Origin of the sequence: Phocaeicola coprocola, from assembly GCF_041333015.1 — a bacterium.
In the GTDB taxonomy this organism is placed as follows: domain Bacteria; phylum Bacteroidota; class Bacteroidia; order Bacteroidales; family Bacteroidaceae; genus Phocaeicola; species Phocaeicola coprocola.
The window spans coordinates 547,580-562,941 of record NZ_JBGKGM010000001.1 but is presented as its reverse complement, the minus strand read 5'-3'; the positions used below and the strand labels follow the sequence as shown (position 1 = coordinate 562,941).

The window sequence follows — 15,362 nt, the reverse complement described above, 5'->3', positions numbered from 1 at the left end:
AATTTTAATAGGTTATTAACCTCTAAATTGCACGATATGAAAAATTTATTCTTATTTTTAATGTGTCTTATAACTTGTAACTCTATTCATGCTCAAAAAATTGTCAAAGACGAAATAGATGAGTTTACAGGTAATCGAATAACTGAAACAAATTACATTAGCTTTAGTGATGGTTTTACTTGCGCTTTGCATAAAGTTAATAATACAATACTTTTAAAGACTACCTATAATTGCGGTGATAAAGTTTATAGCATGGAAAAAGGAGCCGATTTAATGCTCAAATTAGAAAACGATAGTATCATTACATTAAACAACGAAGAGGATGCCGTTGCTGAATATTGGAGTCTAAATCTTGGAAAAACCTTTATTGAGCATTTTAATCTTAAAACAAGATATATTATTCCAGATGAAGTATATACTTTGTTGAAAACGAATAAAATTCGGACGGTTAGATTTTACACTACAGATGGCTATATAACTGAAACTGTATCAGAAAAACGAGCAAAAAAAATACTGAAGCTATTTAGTTTGTTGAAGTAAAATTGTATGTTTTCATCTGTTGAGAGCTGATGATAGCTGCTTTAGGGCAGTTCAGAGCCATTGCCAGCGTTGGTAATGGCTCTTTCTTATATCTCTTCCAGCTCAACTACCCAGCCTTTTCCAAAGCCGTATTTTCGTGTTTCTTCCTGATAAACATTCAGCACCTTAAAACGGGATCCGGCACGAAACACAATTTCATCTTCACTTGCATAATGGGAAATGGCTTTTACATCTACACCCTTCTTGCTTTTGATAACCAGCATTAGGTTATCTCCAAAGATAGCAGTTCTATCAATATTGGTAGTAGAGGACATGAAGGCTTTGTTTACATAGGGTTGCCCGGATGATAGACACGCTTTCATTTCTTGAATATACTTATCCAGCTTCATTGCGTCAAAGCTGATCCCTGAGAATACAGTACCATTATAGCGAGGCATTTTTTCTAAGGCAGCATTACAAGCCGGATAATATTTTTGGCATAATCCCCCATAATCTTGTATTTTGCCAAAGTACGGATCTACAATACCATAACCGTAATTATTACACCACTTGGAACCGTATGTATAGCGGTTTATCAAAGCAAGCTCATCTACGGATATACCCGTTTTTTTGCTATAACGCTCCATTGCTCCAGCTTCACTACTATAGTTCTGCCAGCGTCCACCGATGGCGTTATTAGCACTATGATTAACTGGCGCATTTATATACTCTTCCAGTGCTTTTTTTGCCAATTCCTCAGTTTCTCCATTCAGCTTAACCAGCTTGCCTTGTTTTGACACATATTTTAAAGCCAACTCCTTTTTATAATCAGCAAGCCGGACATAACAAGCACTTACTTCACTATTCCACTGACTGCCGTATAGATCCATAGCCTTATCATATTCAGATTGGAGCCTTGCTATTTCCAGCTTTTCTTTTTCTGTTGCGTAAAGATCCAAAGTGGATCCGTCTGCACCTTGTTTAACCAGCTTTGCGAGCCGAGCCTTTTCTATTTCTTGTATTTTGGCAGTCGCTTTTGCTGTCAGGGCTTGTATCTCATTTGCAGTCGCTTCATTGGCTATAGCCTCATTCAGTTCTGCCAGAATCGAGTTTAACGGTTTACTCTTGCTTTTATAGTTCAAAATAGGCTTGGCAGCATTTACGGCTTGTTGGTATTGAAATTTTGCCTCAACTATAGCCAGCTCTTTTTTAAGCATTTTCACCATTTCGGGAGAAGTCGGGAATTTATTCTTTTCCTCAACCCAATTAGCCTCAAACTTTAGCTTCTTGATTTGGTACTCCAAATCACCTGTAGAGATTTTGGCTTTGAATGAATCGAAAGCCTCATATAGCTTTTGTACGTTTTCTTCCCCATATTGAGCAACCAGCCCTTTGTAGTGTTTTTGCTCAGGTGTGAGAGGATGCAAGATTTCTTCTATATCCGTATAGTTATCCTTGACGAAATAGGGTAGAGTGCCTTTTGTTTTGGCTTCATTCATGCGATCTTCGTTATCCTTTACCCATTGCACAAATTCATCTGGAAACTCCGTTATTTGCCCTTTCTTGCTTATTTCTTCATCTTCTCCAGCCAGGATCTTGTTAAGCATATCCTCTATATCATCTTCACCAGCTAAAATAGGGATCATGTAGCACCGACAATTCGGATGCCAACCAGTCCATTTAAACGTTTTGGGATATTTGCCAGCAAGCTCATCGCAAATATCATGGCATGGGTGGTTGTTTGACAGCTTGATTTCATAGCCAATTATAAAATCTAATTGCCCCCATCGTTCAAAATCAGCAGTTCTGTAGGCTATATTGGTTTCTGTACGTGCCAAACGTTGGGCATTACGGTATGAAGATCTATATACACCACGTCCAGGATGATATTTCTTTGGGTTATCATCTACCCATTTATAACTTTCGGTTTCTTTGTCATATACCCTACGTTTCCATACACGACCATACACAGTATTTCCGTTTTCATCCTCACCGACCTTTATTCTGAATCTTCTGTAAAAGCGATCAGGATCTTGTAGGTAGGTCTGTATTTTGGAAGCTAACTTGTTGGCTCCTGTACCCTCTCCTATAGCCAAATCCAAGCAGTTTTCAAGCTCTTCTTTAAATTGTCCTGTGTACCTCCATACCTTTTGCGATAGGCTTAGCCCTTCTTCTCCAGTTTTCCGAGCAAAGAAAGCGTCCATAGCCTCCATATTGCGCTTAAAGAATCGGGCAAAGTGGTTATCATTGATAGAGTTTTCACCGAACACACTTTTTACCAGCTCATCGTTATGTTGGTTGGAAAGCAGCCATTCATTTTGCACGTCATTCCTTATTTCTTGATACAAACGGCTGTACATTTCTCTAAATATGGCTGTAGCCTCATCACTATAGCCATATTCGGAGAAAGAGAACGGTTTACCTTCTTCCAACTCCGTACCTTTTACCAGGTTAATAATCTGGAGTAAGTAGTTTTGATAAATCGCACGTACATTAGCTGCGTACCCTTCTGTACGTTTAAACAGCTCTTTTTGTAGCTGCGTGGAATTGACGTATTTAGTTTTTGCCATTGCGCTTTAACTCAAAGTGTTCACAGTGATCTTTGTTTAAGAATTTAGAGTATTTGAAGAAAGGACACCGACAAAGGAAGAACTCACCTTTATAATCCTTCTCGTGCCAGTCGTAAGAGTGCTTGCAATCCCTACAATGGTACTTTGTTTCTGACGGTTTTACTTTCTTTGCCATTATTCACCTCCACCAAACACATCTATTCTGTTTAACTCCTGCTGTTTAGCTATGGCTTCTAAATCTTCCTGCTTCAAACGCTCAATTTCCGTTTTTGCATCTTTGATAAGGTAGCTCATTTCCACATAAGTTTGTCGGCTTATCGCTCCATCGTTATACTGCTTTGATATATCAGCAAGAATATCGCTCACATCTTCACCGAATGGTTCTTGAAACTCATGCCCTAACTGTAATGCTTCATATTCGGCTTTGTGTTGGTAGTCCAAAACATTACCAAGAATAGCACGTAGCAAATTACCCGTTCTATTCATGTAATTATCATGGGTTTCCTTTCGTTTCTCAGCCTTAATCACTGCAAGCAGCATTACTTTTCTGATAGCTTTAGCAGACAGATTGCCCAAACTCTTCATATTGTCAAAATCTATGTTAGGAGTGAAAGATTTTGAAAGAATATGCTTATCCAGCCGTTCGTATTCATTTGCCTTGCTTTGTGAAGCCTGATCCCATGTAAGATATTCAACCTTGCCACCCTCCTTTAGAATGAATAGTTTTGCCTCTTCTTCTGCTTTAGGCAAGCTGTTAAGCACTTCTGCGGTTGCTACCATTGCCGGGTTAGCAAATCTATCATTTACATCTGCATCTGTTGATTCCATGCTTTCTACACGGTGTATCATGGGCTGTGTTCCTTCATGCTCTAACTCTTGTTCAAAGAGGATAACGGGAATTTTCCCTATCACATTAGGGATTGCCTTCACTTCCCAACCTACACTAACACGCTTACAGTAGTAAACCGTATCATCTTTGTAAATATCCACATGGTAGATGCTCCGATTGCCGGATTCATTCAGATAATACCCCCAAGCAAAAGCAGTCATACGCTTATACTGATCTTTGATAAGGTAAATATCATCACCGTTTTGTTTAGATAACACATTCAATAATACATCTGGTTTTCCTTCTTTATTTCGGAACACATGAAATAGCATAGCGGAAGTACCCTCAGCACCAGCAACACGTTTAGCCTCTCTTACATTGGCGTTGAAGCGTAAATGCTCCAGCAGTTTTATATATTGCTCAAAAGCATAATCAGTACCTTTGCTTCTTTGCGTCCATTTTACGGGTCTGCCATATAAGAAAACAAGCGCAATTTCATTGATGAAAGACTGATAGGGGATAGGAATTTTCCAACGCTTTTGCCATCTAAGAAAATTCCCTTTCTTATCATAAACGGCTTTATCCTGCCTTTTCATAACCTCATGGTTTTCTACCTTGTACTCCAGCAAGGCTTTTTCAGCAAAGCCGGAGCGATCTTGCATATAGTTTAAGGCTCTTGAAATATCCTTAGCCTCCAACAAAGCTGTAAAATTCTGTTGATAACCTACAGCAGCTTTTACCTCATTCTTGATAACATTAAAAAATCCCATAATTCAAATTTTTAAATAACTCCTAATCTTGCTTCTATATCATCTGGTATATCATACTCGTTATAGTCAAACCAACAGCGCATTAAAAACACATCTCGCCAGTCTGGAGAACATCTAATTTCCTGCTTGATTTCCTCTTTCGGTTTTAGCTTTAATTTGCCTTCTCCGTCCACATCCCATGTTTGCAACTGCTCCAGTTCAAGGATAATTTGCTCTTTGTCTGCCGAGCTTAACAGTTCCTCATTGATCCCAATCTCTGAGGCGTTTATGTGTTCTGCCAGCTTGTAACCGCATTGTGTTTGCAAGTTCTGGTAGTTCTCATCCTTTAAAGCACGACTGTTATTTACAAAGCCTTGTATGTCGCAATTATCCACCACGCCACCGCCTACACCGTCCTCATCAGCGATACACCGCCATTTAGGTATTCTGTATTTTTTCTGGAAGTGTTGAATACATTTCTGTATGTCCGTAGTTTTACTTAGTGGAAAGCATTTTAAGTCTATGATCGTATAACCATCCCAAACGCAAATCCGGGCGTAATCGGATCCAAATCGGGCTATATCTGCTGTTATATAGTTCTTCCCAGTGGTTATTGATAGCAGATTATTAAAAATGGCTGTAATCGCATCGTGAGAACAAAGCGCATTGGGGTTGTCGTCATACTCCCAATTACCTTTTAGCAAACGCTCTCTTTTAACCTTATCTTTGGTTGTTCTCAAACCTTCTATGTAGTCTGGATCTATGAAGGGGTTTTCTTGTACCAAACAACCCAGATAGTACATATACTCAGGTAATATACCTTTCTTGAATGGAGTGTAAAAGGTATCATACATCCAGTTCTTTTTAGGGTTACACGTGATAAACAACTTTCGTTTTAGCCCTAACTCATTATTCAAGTGGCGACCTACACGAGTTTTAAGAGTGTCATAAGCACCGAAGTTTACTTCTCCACCTTCTTCTATCCAACCGCCAGTATATTCTATAGATCCGTATCTTTCATAAAAAGGATCTCCAGGCTTATACATCAAATCCAGCAAATCTATACGGGATCCGTTATAAAACTCTATATAGTTATACTGCCCATTGTATTTGTACAAAGTATCTTCTACTCCGTATTGGTTACAAACCTTATAGAACGTTATTAAGGTAGATTGGGTAATACGCTTTAACTCAGCTCGACCAATAAACCATTTGGAACCTGGATAACAAAGGCACATAAAAAGAAGCCAGGCAGCACCAGTCCACGACTTAGCACCACCAGCACCACCACCATACAAAAACTCTGCGTGCTCATTGTCTGTAAGGATCTGCAAAGCCTTTTCCTGCTTTTCGTGCTTCTTTCCATCCTTAACAGTAATGAAGTCAAAACAGCCACGTTTAAACAGCTCTATTTTGACTGCAAGAGCCATTGGTATTTGTATGTTTTTATTTTTTGCCATTCATCTTTTCTAATAGTCCATGATAAACCAAAAGATCTTCGGTTGAAAGTTTGGATAGATCCGGCTCCAGTCCTCCAGACACATTAGCGTTTATATCCCCTTCTATCGGTTGGGCTGCTTTGCCAAAAATTCTATCGAATATCATTTCAACCGTTGAAGTCCGACCAAAGCGAATATCTGTGAAGATTGCACTGATAATATTGCACACCCAAATAGGAGTAGTGCTATCTTCTCTGTTTGCGTCAGCCATGATTTTATTTAGCTCTCCTTTGGAGCGTTCAAGAAGAAACCGAATTGTTTTATAATAGTCCTCTTTGCTCAGCTCATAATCTACTTTTTTACCTGTAAGCTCTTTGAGCTGTTTATACATTGAGGGCTTCCGACCATTTTTCTTTGGTTGGTTTTCGCTTGTGAATCTATTCCCTATGTTATTGCCTTTCTCAAAGAGTGCCATTCCGTTGTTTATTCGTTGTTTTTTGGCGTACATATACACCGATTAAGGAAAGAAAAAATCAGATAGGAACTCCCACCTGATTAATTCTTTACCTGGTTAATTTATCATTGTTCCTTTTGTTCCTGCTCTTGGTACTTTGCCCAAAACCAGGCTATCATATCACCGTTGTAGTTGTCTATGTAATCATCTACAGCGTCCAGTTCATCCGATAATGCTTCGGCTTTGTCTATTACGTCATTGAAGGCTTCTTGTTCTTCTTCCGTAGCCATAAACGGATCGTACTTTTCATTTAGCTGCTTTTGAATAAGCTGCTTTTGCAAATCGGTTAATTCTATTTTATCCATAGCTCAATATTTTATTGCGTTTTCCGCAAATATACGTTATAATTTATACTTCTTGATTATATCTTTAGCTGCTTTTGTGTACTTATCTGCCTTACCATGAACGGCTTTTGTACATACTTCTGCCCAGAACTCGTTTACATTGGTTTTGGCATATTTACCATAACCTTGTTTCGACTTATCATTACCCCATTTCTTATAAAGGCTGTTTATGCTTTTACTTGCTGCCTTTGCATTGGGGCTTGTTAAATGGTTGTTCCAAGTTGCGTGCGCCAGCTCGTGAGTAACAATATGTGCTACTGGCTTGTTGGTTTTCGTCAAGTGTCCGCTTTTGTAACCTTTTTCAGCCCATTTAGCAACGCTTTGGGTTGTGGTGTTTTTCCCATTGAAAACGGATTTATTCAAAACGACTTGTTTAGATACTCCATTTTGGGAAATATGCACTCCACCCGTACCAGCCTCCAGTTGTCCGATCTTAATATCTTTCTGTCTTACTCCCAAAACAGAGTGAAAACGTGAGATACTTTCTTTTACAGTCTTGTACACCTTCGGGTTCTTAATTGAAGCCAAAGGTTCCAGTTTGCCTACCTTACCTTTGTAGTTTGAATCGCCATTCGGCAAACCTCCATTACTTCCGCTTGTTTTTGCCATCTTTTTTTGAACTTTTATCGTTAATAAAGTCCTGGACGTAAACCAGGCTGTTATCTATGCAAAACTTTCTGATCTCATCACCACCGCCATACACAAGCAAGTTAGGAGTTTGCAAGCCGGATATTTCTTTGGCTACTTCAAGCTCTCCTTTCAGATATTCCAACCGACCAGCATAGCCACGAGTGAAAAAAGCGTTATACCCTTTTGGTAAGCCCAGTTTATTATACTCTTTGAACTTCACAGAAACATTCAGATCTGCGTACACCTTGATACCGCACTCTTGAAAGTATCGGCTTATCCAACGTTTCTTGTAAATCTGTTGTAAACCGTAAGCTATCGGGGTTGTATCGTAAACGGAAAGGTTTGGCTCTACCAACGCTTTTACACCACTGGTTAGCACCTTGATCGGATCTTTCCAAATAGCTTCAAAGCGATAATCATCTACATAGAAGTGGTAAGTAGCAACATCTTTCCTTAATCGGCTATCAGCTCCCCAGGGGGCAAAAGGCAAAAGAAGTTTTCCGGCTTGTTCTTCCAGCAACAAATTAGGAATGTCAAACTCATTATTGCTCTCATACAAACAATCGTTAAGCATGGATCTGTAAAAATCCTCTTTTTCATCCGCTATCGGATCATCTTCCGAGCCTTCCTCTTTCTCGTTATCCTCTTGTTCTTCATCGGCTGCTTCCTCATCTTCCGGCTGTTTATCCTCTACTGGAATATCTAAACCGATAAAAGAGAAATCAGCCTTGTTGCTCCAATCTCCAAGCTGTAGCTTTTCAAAATCCCATTCACCATTGTTGATGTTATCCCTTAGAACTATATCCGCTTCCTGCTCTTCGGTCAGGTTGTGGTACAAGATTGTCGGCACTTCCGATATTTTCAGCTTCTTTGCAGCCTTTATCCGTTGGTGTCCTGCCAGTACATATAACTTTCCTTCACGCTCAGATAAGGCAATAGGGCGGTGCTTCCAGAAACCATTTATGCGGATGGAATCTACCAAACGCTCTAAATCTCTCTTGCTTATCTTTCGTGGGTTATCATCCAACAGAGTTAGATCCGAGATTTTACGGTAAACAATCTCTATCTCTTCCATGTTAAACCTCCTTTTCAAATTCAGGAATACGGGCAATCTTTCTGAAAGCCTCCACAAAGCGCATCAACAGATAAAGTTTCCGCTTCCCTAAAAACATAACCTTATGCCCGTCCGTCATTCTGCCTACAGCGTAAAATTTTCCTCTATAATGCAATGGCAACGGGAATTTATCATATACATAGATACAACCGTTCTCTATACTCGTGATCGTTGCCACCCTATTAAACTTACCATCCAGATATACGGTAATAGATTTACCTGGTGTAATCGGATCATACGGTAGGAAAAGATTTGCAAAGTGCATAGCGGTAATGAATACCGCTAAAGCACCTGCTACTATAAAGATAGTTGTCGTAATAGTCATAATATCAATGTTATCAATTAATGCAAAGATATAAATTTTGGTGTATATATACGCCAACGAAGAGCAAAAAAACATCTAAAAGCCAAATACTAACATGGCAGCATCCCTACTATGCTCGTTGGTTTGCTTTTTCCATCCCGTAAGCTGCTTGAAATATTCCTGGCTCATCTTTGTTATATTCCGTTTAGGAGCAACCATTTCAAACTCAACACCAAGTTCGGTAAGGTAATCTTCCCAAATTGTAGCATCACGTTTTACGGATCCTACACCTTGTAGCCTCTTCCGTTCCTCTTCACGTGTCATTCTCTCTGTACCAAACCAGGTGCGTTGTCGTGGATCTTCCACTCTTACTATGATTTTATCGCCTACACCCGTCTTTTGCATATCCGCATAAGACTGAACAACCGCCATAGCCCTATGAATAGGCATTTGTTTTACCATTTCCAAAGAACGCTTTCGGTTATCCCAGATAGCAATCCCGGTATGTACACCTGTATCAATCCCTATATAGATCATTCTTTCCCTTCCTCAAATTCAACATCTGTCGTATCGCTAAAAGATCCTGGAATCTGATAAAGCACTACGGTATTATCGCTAATCTGCTGTTCCCTTGAAGGCATTAGCATTGTCATAAGACAATTATTCGGAGCGTATTTATAGCGAATCTCCTTAATCATTGGCAAACCTATAGGATGTTGGCTGTGAATAGCAACGCTCAGAAGGTTATCAGTCATTTCAACTTTGACAATAGCGCAACCATGAAGAAATGTACCAAACCGATATTCCCCGAACTCATCTTTTGTAAACGGATCGCTTTTTGCAGTTGATTCAAGTTCTTTTATAAACTCCGGGTTAAGTTTCTTCTTTTTCCAATACTGAGGAAGTTGAATATTAATCTTTTCCATAACATTACATTTTATATGGTGAAACAATATCGTAAATAGATTTACATACTTGAATGTCATACAAGGCATCATGTAGCCGGCTTTCGTCTATTTCTATACCGAGTGCCTTTGCTACAGTTCCTTGCTTGAAATTTTCCATCTGTGAGCGTTGAGAAGCCAGATAAGGAGTTGCCAAAACCATTACATCTATAGAATTACTCCAGAAGTAAGATCCGAAATATTTATCCCCATTCTGTAAAAACCATGCACGGAGAAACTGGTTATCAAATGAAGCATTATTATAACCAGCAAGGAAAAACTTATCCTGCTTATTGTACTTATCCACGTATTTGTTCAAAATAGCCGTAAATTGTCCGTACACATACCCCATTGCCGGATAAGATAGAATCTGCTCTTTGGTTACACCAGCCACATCTAAAGCCTCTTGCACTATTTCCGCTTTAGGGTTAGACTGTACCTTGAAATCAAAGGTTTCTTTTACTTCACCGTCTATAACGATCATACCGCTAATTTGGTGGATCCCATGTTTGTTTACTAACGTTCCTGTAGTTTCCAGGTCAAAAAACACTACTTTCATTTACTCAATTTTTTATATTGTTTCATTGCATTACTCAAACTCTCTGTTTTATCCAGAAGGATAGCCAGCTTATCCACATCTACCATAACACCGCCATCCAGATAAGCCCACACCTTACGGAGTGCCTGAGCTATCTCTTTGGCTTCCTTAGCCTCTTTCTGTACAGCGTTAATCTCTTTATTGGTAACAGTCCTTTTCCCTTGCTTTTCGGCTAATTCTACGGCTTTTCTCGTGGCGTTTACTTGTTCCTCTTCCGTATCGTAATTGGCTACAATGTCCTTAGCAGCAGAAGCTGATATTTGTTTGTTTATAATACGTTCCTGAATCTCTATAGGGAGATCCATTAGGGATAAACATTTACTCACAAAAGCCGGAGATTTTTTAAACTTTTCAGCTATCTCATTTTGGGTATATCCGAACTTTTCTTTAAAGCGTTTGAACATGATACCGCACTCATATTCAGAAAAACGCTTTCCCTCATTTCTCATCATCTGCTCGATTAGAAGCTCTTCCGTACTTGTGTCTTTAGGCAGCTTCAAAGCCTTAATGTAAGGAATGTTTATACCCTCTTCAATCGCAAGCATAGTAGCCCGATAGCGTCTTTCACCATCCACCAGCTTGTACCGTTCTATACCGTCCTCATCTTTGAAAGGAAGTACGGTAATAGGGTTAAGAACTCCTTTAGCCTTGATTTGCTCCTTTAATTCCTCTAAATCGAAATCTCTACGAGCATTGAAATCATCCATTACCACTATGTTACGTGGATCTATCTGGAAAATATCAGTTCTTTTTGTTGCATTAGTTTCCATTTTTATTAACTATTGGGTTGATAATGTTTACAGCTTTTCTTTCTGGCTGTTATCCGTTTACCTAACTTGTAGCAATACATTTGGGTTGTATGAGGATAACACCAATAGTATTTACATTCGCTACAGTGATTATTTCTTCATCATCGAAATAACCTTCGTTTTCATCTAAAAAGTTATCAAAAGCATCATCGCAATAAGAGCCTTCACAAAGAGAATCGAACGTATGATCTATTTCACCTTTTCGCCAGGGGCAAAACTCGCAAAGTTCATCACCAAGTTGCTCTTTTAATTCTTGTTCGCTCATATCAGTACCGAAAATCTGTAAAATGAATAACTACACCTTCAAAAACATTCTCTTTGTTGTTCCCGAAAAACCATTCTACAAAGTCCTCCACGCTCAGACCATCATTTTTCGCTACTTCATGGATTGAAACTTTCTTGTTGTCTATCCATATTTCAGGGTAAGCATCCTCAGAGCTATATGTCATGGTTACGTGTTGCAGTCCGATTTTGGGTAATTGGGCTATTTCCTTTTGCTCCGAATTATACGGTCTGCCAGTCCATTCACGTATTGAAAGATATTTTTTACCAGAAACAATATCTTTATACCGTCCATTCCATACATTTTTTGCGTTGTATCGGATTGTATGGATCTTACTTTTGTCTTTCAGCTTCTTTTCAAAGTCTGTAGCCTCGCCAGCTTTGCTATGAGTTACGGGGAAAGACTTGCATAAGGTCAATATCACTTTTTTCTTTTCCATCTTAATTGTTGAGTTTTATATATTTACCAGGTATATTAGAATATTCCAGTATTTTTGCGTTTTCCTCACCAAAGGCTATAAGAACGCTACCGCACCCTGGGCTATCTCCTTGTGTACCATCTGGTCGATAGAATTTTATTCTACCCTTCACAAACATTATTGCGCTTGCATTTGGGAAAATGAGATCTTGAAACATCTTGCTATCACAGCGATTAAAAAGCAATGCTATACCGTTGTTGTTCCTTACCATCTTTTCCACAAATCGCTCAATAAGAGGACGTGAATACGGAGGATTTAACCATACTCTTACCCCCCCCCATTCAGTTTTTAAACCATCCTCAGAAGGCGTTATATGTCTTTTGGCGGTGTTCCACAAACGGTTTTCAGGAGCGCATGGATCAAGATCAAAACTCCCTAAAGCGTCCACTATCCATTTGGGAGTGTACCACTCATCCGTTGTCTGCTTACTTCGTTCAAAACTCGTATTCATAATGTTTACTTGGTAAATTTTAATATTCCTTTCCGTGTTTATTTTCCCTACCTTCGTTGTAATACATCTTTTGCTCAATATGCCACAGTAAGTTAATTTTGAGAATTTCGGATAATCTTCGTATCTGGTGAAGAGCATAGTTAATCTGTTCTTCCTGAGAATATTTGTAGTTCACCAAATCTTTTACGATAGCATATATATTTTCTGTAAAACTTTTCTTAGGAGTAACTACGTGTTGCAAACAGAATCTATTTAAATTCAGATTATTTGCTCCAGCAATATCCAGTAATCGAATAGCAGCATCCGCTAATTCATCTTCTACTGTATCTTTCACATACTCTTCAAAGTTTTCTCTGAAATACTTGTTTTCATGGTGGAAAGTACGATCATCGAATATTGTTTCTTTTCTGTTGGCTGGTACTCTTGCAAACTTATTTCTTCTATGGGCGTTCACAGCTTCCATAAGCTCCGAAATAACCAGGCAAAGAAAGTGCTTATCGCTTGGTCTGCCTTCCCAAAATCCATGTTTTACTGCGTTGGAATGGGCTTTGTCTTTTAACTCGTTCCAATTTATCTCACTCATTTTCTATAACTCTTGTTTTGGTAATAAATACGTTCAAACATTTCTTCCATCCGATCAGCTATTCTTATACCGTAACGTTCCCCAAAATCGGAATCTTTGAGATTGGAAGTTGCGATAGTGAATAACTGTCTATCATATCTGGCATAAAGCAGTTCTACCACTGGTGAGAACTCGTTACCCCAACTTTTTACACTTGCTGGTTCAGTTCCTATATCATCAATAAAAAGCAGTTCTTGATTTTTGAGCTTATTGAAGTACATAGGATCATTAGCCACATTTTTTGCCAAATCCAAAGCTGAAACCCGGAATACACCTTTTCGCTCACTGGATATGGAGCTATTGTGTAGAATACCGATAAGGTTACAAATCGCCTTGCCTAAAGTAGATTTGCCGGATCCCACTATTCCATATAGCAGCAATCCTACTTTATAATCGCCAGTAAGCCATTTTGCAGCCTTTTCTATTTTCTCCAGTGTTTCCTTATCTTTCTGAAACGGAATACGCCTTTTGCGCACCTCATGCTGATAGCACATAAGCAGCATTTCCTGAACTGTTTCCTTAGAATATCCTTCTATTCTAAATCGTGTTTCTGTAGTCGTTTCCAGTTGCCGATCCAGGATCTTTTGAAGCTGATTCTTTATGTTTATATCCATACTTTTGTATTTCTTCGTTATATCTATTTACTACCCAGTTTAGTATGGCTCTATAGTCAGAACTATACTTTTTCCCTTTTGATCCTTTATAGTTATCAAGTATTTCAATCATCCGTTTGGCTCCTTCCTCAGAATATTCAGCGCATAACTTAGCGTATTCATCCCTTGTTAGTGTTACGAACTCAGCATACTTGTATTTTTTTGCCTTCTCAGCCTTTTTTTGCTGCTCTGGCGTTAAAGGTGGTGGGCTTTCTTGTGGAAACAGTAAAACTTCCTGTTGCGGTTGTTGGGGCTGCTCTTGTAGGATCGTTTCTGCTTCTGCTTTTGGAATGAAAACCCTTGCCTTAGTGATCTCACCCCCTTTCTTACCTGCCAGCCTTCTTTTCTCACTTATCAGGTTGTCTTTTACCATACGCCTACTATAAATAGCTCCATCTTCCCGAACTTCACACACCTTGTTTTCTATCAAAGAATCTACCCATTTAGAAGATCCTGAGCAATCCGTACCTATGATACGGGCTATATCTTCTTTCGTACAAGGCTGTCCGTTTGGCATAACCATAACACCACGTTCTACACTTTCCCACATATAGCATAACATATCCATCCACAAGCCCCTAACGTCTGGTGGAAGTACCCTTAATTCAGGACACCTCAACCAATCGCCAACATAGAAAGGCATAGGAGTTTCTTGTTTTCTTGCCATAGAGAGAATTTTTAAGGAAGCCGGGATAATTCCCAGCTTTCCTATAATCATGTTTGAACGGTTACACTTCCAGAATTGCAATATCGGGGGCAATATCCTTGATCTTATCCAACACTTCATCAATACACTTATCTCTGTAACTTTCCATCACTTCATTTGCTCCTGGCGAAACAAGTTGCAAAAACACTTCTCCATTTGTCAGATAATGATCGAACTCAATTTCGATGGGCTGTTTTGCAGTTCCCTTGAAGATAGCCATGTTTACGGTAAAGCTCTTCGGTAAATTACTTTCTACCTGGCAACGGTAAACATCAGCAACGGAGCCAGAAGGATCTCTTTGTTTCTCAATCTCTGCCTTTGCTTTTGCATTGAAGTTTTTGAGATTGGAAACAAGCACCATGCACTTTTCTTTATCTTCAAACAAACCACGATTCAGACGCAAAAATTGTCCTAATTTGGCAGGGATCCACCCCTTTTCACCATCATTAATACCGAACTTCTCAAATGTTTCAGATACTTCAACCGTACCAGTGAACGTGTTTTTATTGTAATAATCATCTTCGTTTACAGTGAGCTGAATTGTCATTTTCTCACGATCCACAACGACATTTGCACGTTTCTGATCTACAGTGTCTATTCGCTTGGAAAGCCATTCATACGGAGTGGAGATAGTGCCGGAAACACTGATCTTTTCCGGGGCTTTGGTTGCAAGCGGTTGTTGTGCTTGTGCTGCGTCACCAAGTCTATAAACTACTTCAATAGGTTTCTCTCCAGTGTAATGTTCGATGTTAATGTTCAAACCTTTGTTTTTTTCTTCCATAATGTTTTAAAAATTAAGATGTTAA

The 15,362-nt window shown here is 39.1% G+C and carries 20 protein-coding genes; 1 reads left to right on the top strand and 19 read right to left on the bottom strand.

Going from position 1 to position 15,362, the window contains the following annotated elements:
* Positions 1–36 precede the first annotated feature (36 nt).
* Positions 37–540 carry a hypothetical protein gene (locus ACDG22_RS02395; protein ID WP_133303542.1) on the top strand — a complete coding sequence of 168 codons (504 nt, stop codon included), beginning with the start codon at positions 37–39 and terminating at the stop codon, positions 538–540.
* An 86-nt stretch (positions 541–626) separates the two neighbouring features.
* On the opposite strand, the gene ACDG22_RS02390 is transcribed toward ACDG22_RS02395, so the two are convergent.
* From ACDG22_RS02390 to ACDG22_RS02300, 19 genes are all read right to left on the bottom strand, one after another.
* Positions 627–3,089: an ADP-ribosyltransferase domain-containing protein gene (locus ACDG22_RS02390; protein WP_036633296.1), complete on the bottom strand. Its 2,463-nt coding sequence runs from the start codon at positions 3,087–3,089 to the stop codon at positions 627–629.
* A 174-nt stretch (positions 3,090–3,263) separates the two neighbouring features.
* Positions 3,264–4,688, bottom strand: a complete 1,425-nt coding sequence (locus tag ACDG22_RS02385) for a phage portal protein (RefSeq protein ID WP_022400718.1) — start codon at positions 4,686–4,688, stop codon at positions 3,264–3,266.
* A gap of 11 nt (positions 4,689–4,699) precedes the next feature.
* The gene (locus ACDG22_RS02380; protein WP_032532885.1) at positions 4,700–6,127 is read right to left on the bottom strand and encodes a phage terminase large subunit; all 1,428 of its coding nucleotides are present in this window, start codon (positions 6,125–6,127) and stop codon (positions 4,700–4,702) included.
* Complete coding sequence (locus ACDG22_RS02375; RefSeq protein ID WP_229110765.1) at positions 6,114–6,614, bottom strand: hypothetical protein; 501 nt, start codon at positions 6,612–6,614, stop codon at positions 6,114–6,116. Before ACDG22_RS02375 ends, ACDG22_RS02380 begins: the two co-directional genes overlap by 14 nt.
* Before the next feature lie 71 nt (positions 6,615–6,685).
* On the bottom strand, positions 6,686–6,925 hold the full coding sequence (locus ACDG22_RS02370) for a hypothetical protein (protein WP_005850342.1): 240 nt from the start codon (positions 6,923–6,925) through the stop codon (positions 6,686–6,688).
* A gap of 36 nt (positions 6,926–6,961) precedes the next feature.
* Complete coding sequence (locus tag ACDG22_RS02365) at positions 6,962–7,573, bottom strand: hypothetical protein (protein WP_005850344.1); 612 nt, start codon at positions 7,571–7,573, stop codon at positions 6,962–6,964.
* The gene (locus ACDG22_RS02360; RefSeq protein WP_005850346.1) at positions 7,551–8,669 is read right to left on the bottom strand and encodes a DUF4417 domain-containing protein; all 1,119 of its coding nucleotides are present in this window, start codon (positions 8,667–8,669) and stop codon (positions 7,551–7,553) included. The genes ACDG22_RS02365 and ACDG22_RS02360 overlap by 23 nt, the downstream gene beginning before the upstream one ends.
* Position 8,670: 1 nt before the next feature.
* Entirely contained in the window at positions 8,671–9,033 is a 363-nt protein-coding gene (locus ACDG22_RS02355; protein ID WP_022400720.1) for a hypothetical protein, read from the bottom strand.
* 75 nt (positions 9,034–9,108) lie between these two features.
* Positions 9,109–9,549 (bottom strand): hypothetical protein, encoded by a 441-nt coding sequence (locus ACDG22_RS02350; protein ID WP_005850349.1) that lies wholly within the window; start codon positions 9,547–9,549, stop codon positions 9,109–9,111.
* Positions 9,546–9,938 (bottom strand): hypothetical protein, encoded by a 393-nt coding sequence (locus ACDG22_RS02345; RefSeq protein WP_022400721.1) that lies wholly within the window; start codon positions 9,936–9,938, stop codon positions 9,546–9,548. The genes ACDG22_RS02350 and ACDG22_RS02345 overlap by 4 nt, the downstream gene beginning before the upstream one ends.
* 4 nt (positions 9,939–9,942) lie before the next feature.
* Positions 9,943–10,515 carry a 3'-5' exonuclease gene (locus tag ACDG22_RS02340; protein WP_270668880.1) on the bottom strand — a complete coding sequence of 191 codons (573 nt, stop codon included), beginning with the start codon at positions 10,513–10,515 and terminating at the stop codon, positions 9,943–9,945.
* Positions 10,512–11,324: a ParB/RepB/Spo0J family partition protein gene (locus tag ACDG22_RS02335; RefSeq protein ID WP_270668881.1), complete on the bottom strand. Its 813-nt coding sequence runs from the start codon at positions 11,322–11,324 to the stop codon at positions 10,512–10,514. The genes ACDG22_RS02340 and ACDG22_RS02335 overlap by 4 nt, the downstream gene beginning before the upstream one ends.
* 61 nt (positions 11,325–11,385) lie before the next feature.
* Positions 11,386–11,628, bottom strand: a complete 243-nt coding sequence (locus tag ACDG22_RS02330) for a hypothetical protein (RefSeq protein ID WP_270668882.1) — start codon at positions 11,626–11,628, stop codon at positions 11,386–11,388.
* Position 11,629: 1 nt separating this feature from the next.
* The gene (locus ACDG22_RS02325; protein ID WP_005850359.1) at positions 11,630–12,085 is read right to left on the bottom strand and encodes a hypothetical protein; all 456 of its coding nucleotides are present in this window, start codon (positions 12,083–12,085) and stop codon (positions 11,630–11,632) included.
* A gap of 1 nt (position 12,086) precedes the next feature.
* Positions 12,087–12,575: a DNA N-6-adenine-methyltransferase gene (locus ACDG22_RS02320; RefSeq protein WP_005850361.1), complete on the bottom strand. Its 489-nt coding sequence runs from the start codon at positions 12,573–12,575 to the stop codon at positions 12,087–12,089.
* A gap of 19 nt (positions 12,576–12,594) precedes the next feature.
* Positions 12,595–13,158, bottom strand: coding sequence for a nucleoside triphosphate pyrophosphohydrolase family protein (locus tag ACDG22_RS02315; protein WP_117875675.1), 564 nt, complete (start codon positions 13,156–13,158; stop codon positions 12,595–12,597).
* The gene (locus tag ACDG22_RS02310) at positions 13,155–13,811 is read right to left on the bottom strand and encodes an AAA family ATPase (RefSeq protein WP_270668883.1); all 657 of its coding nucleotides are present in this window, start codon (positions 13,809–13,811) and stop codon (positions 13,155–13,157) included. Before ACDG22_RS02310 ends, ACDG22_RS02315 begins: the two co-directional genes overlap by 4 nt.
* The gene (locus ACDG22_RS02305) at positions 13,735–14,517 is read right to left on the bottom strand and encodes a hypothetical protein (protein ID WP_005850367.1); all 783 of its coding nucleotides are present in this window, start codon (positions 14,515–14,517) and stop codon (positions 13,735–13,737) included. The genes ACDG22_RS02310 and ACDG22_RS02305 overlap by 77 nt, the downstream gene beginning before the upstream one ends.
* A 61-nt stretch (positions 14,518–14,578) precedes the next feature.
* The gene (locus tag ACDG22_RS02300) at positions 14,579–15,337 is read right to left on the bottom strand and encodes a hypothetical protein (RefSeq protein ID WP_117875676.1); all 759 of its coding nucleotides are present in this window, start codon (positions 15,335–15,337) and stop codon (positions 14,579–14,581) included.
* Between the last annotated feature and the right edge of the window lie 25 nt (positions 15,338–15,362).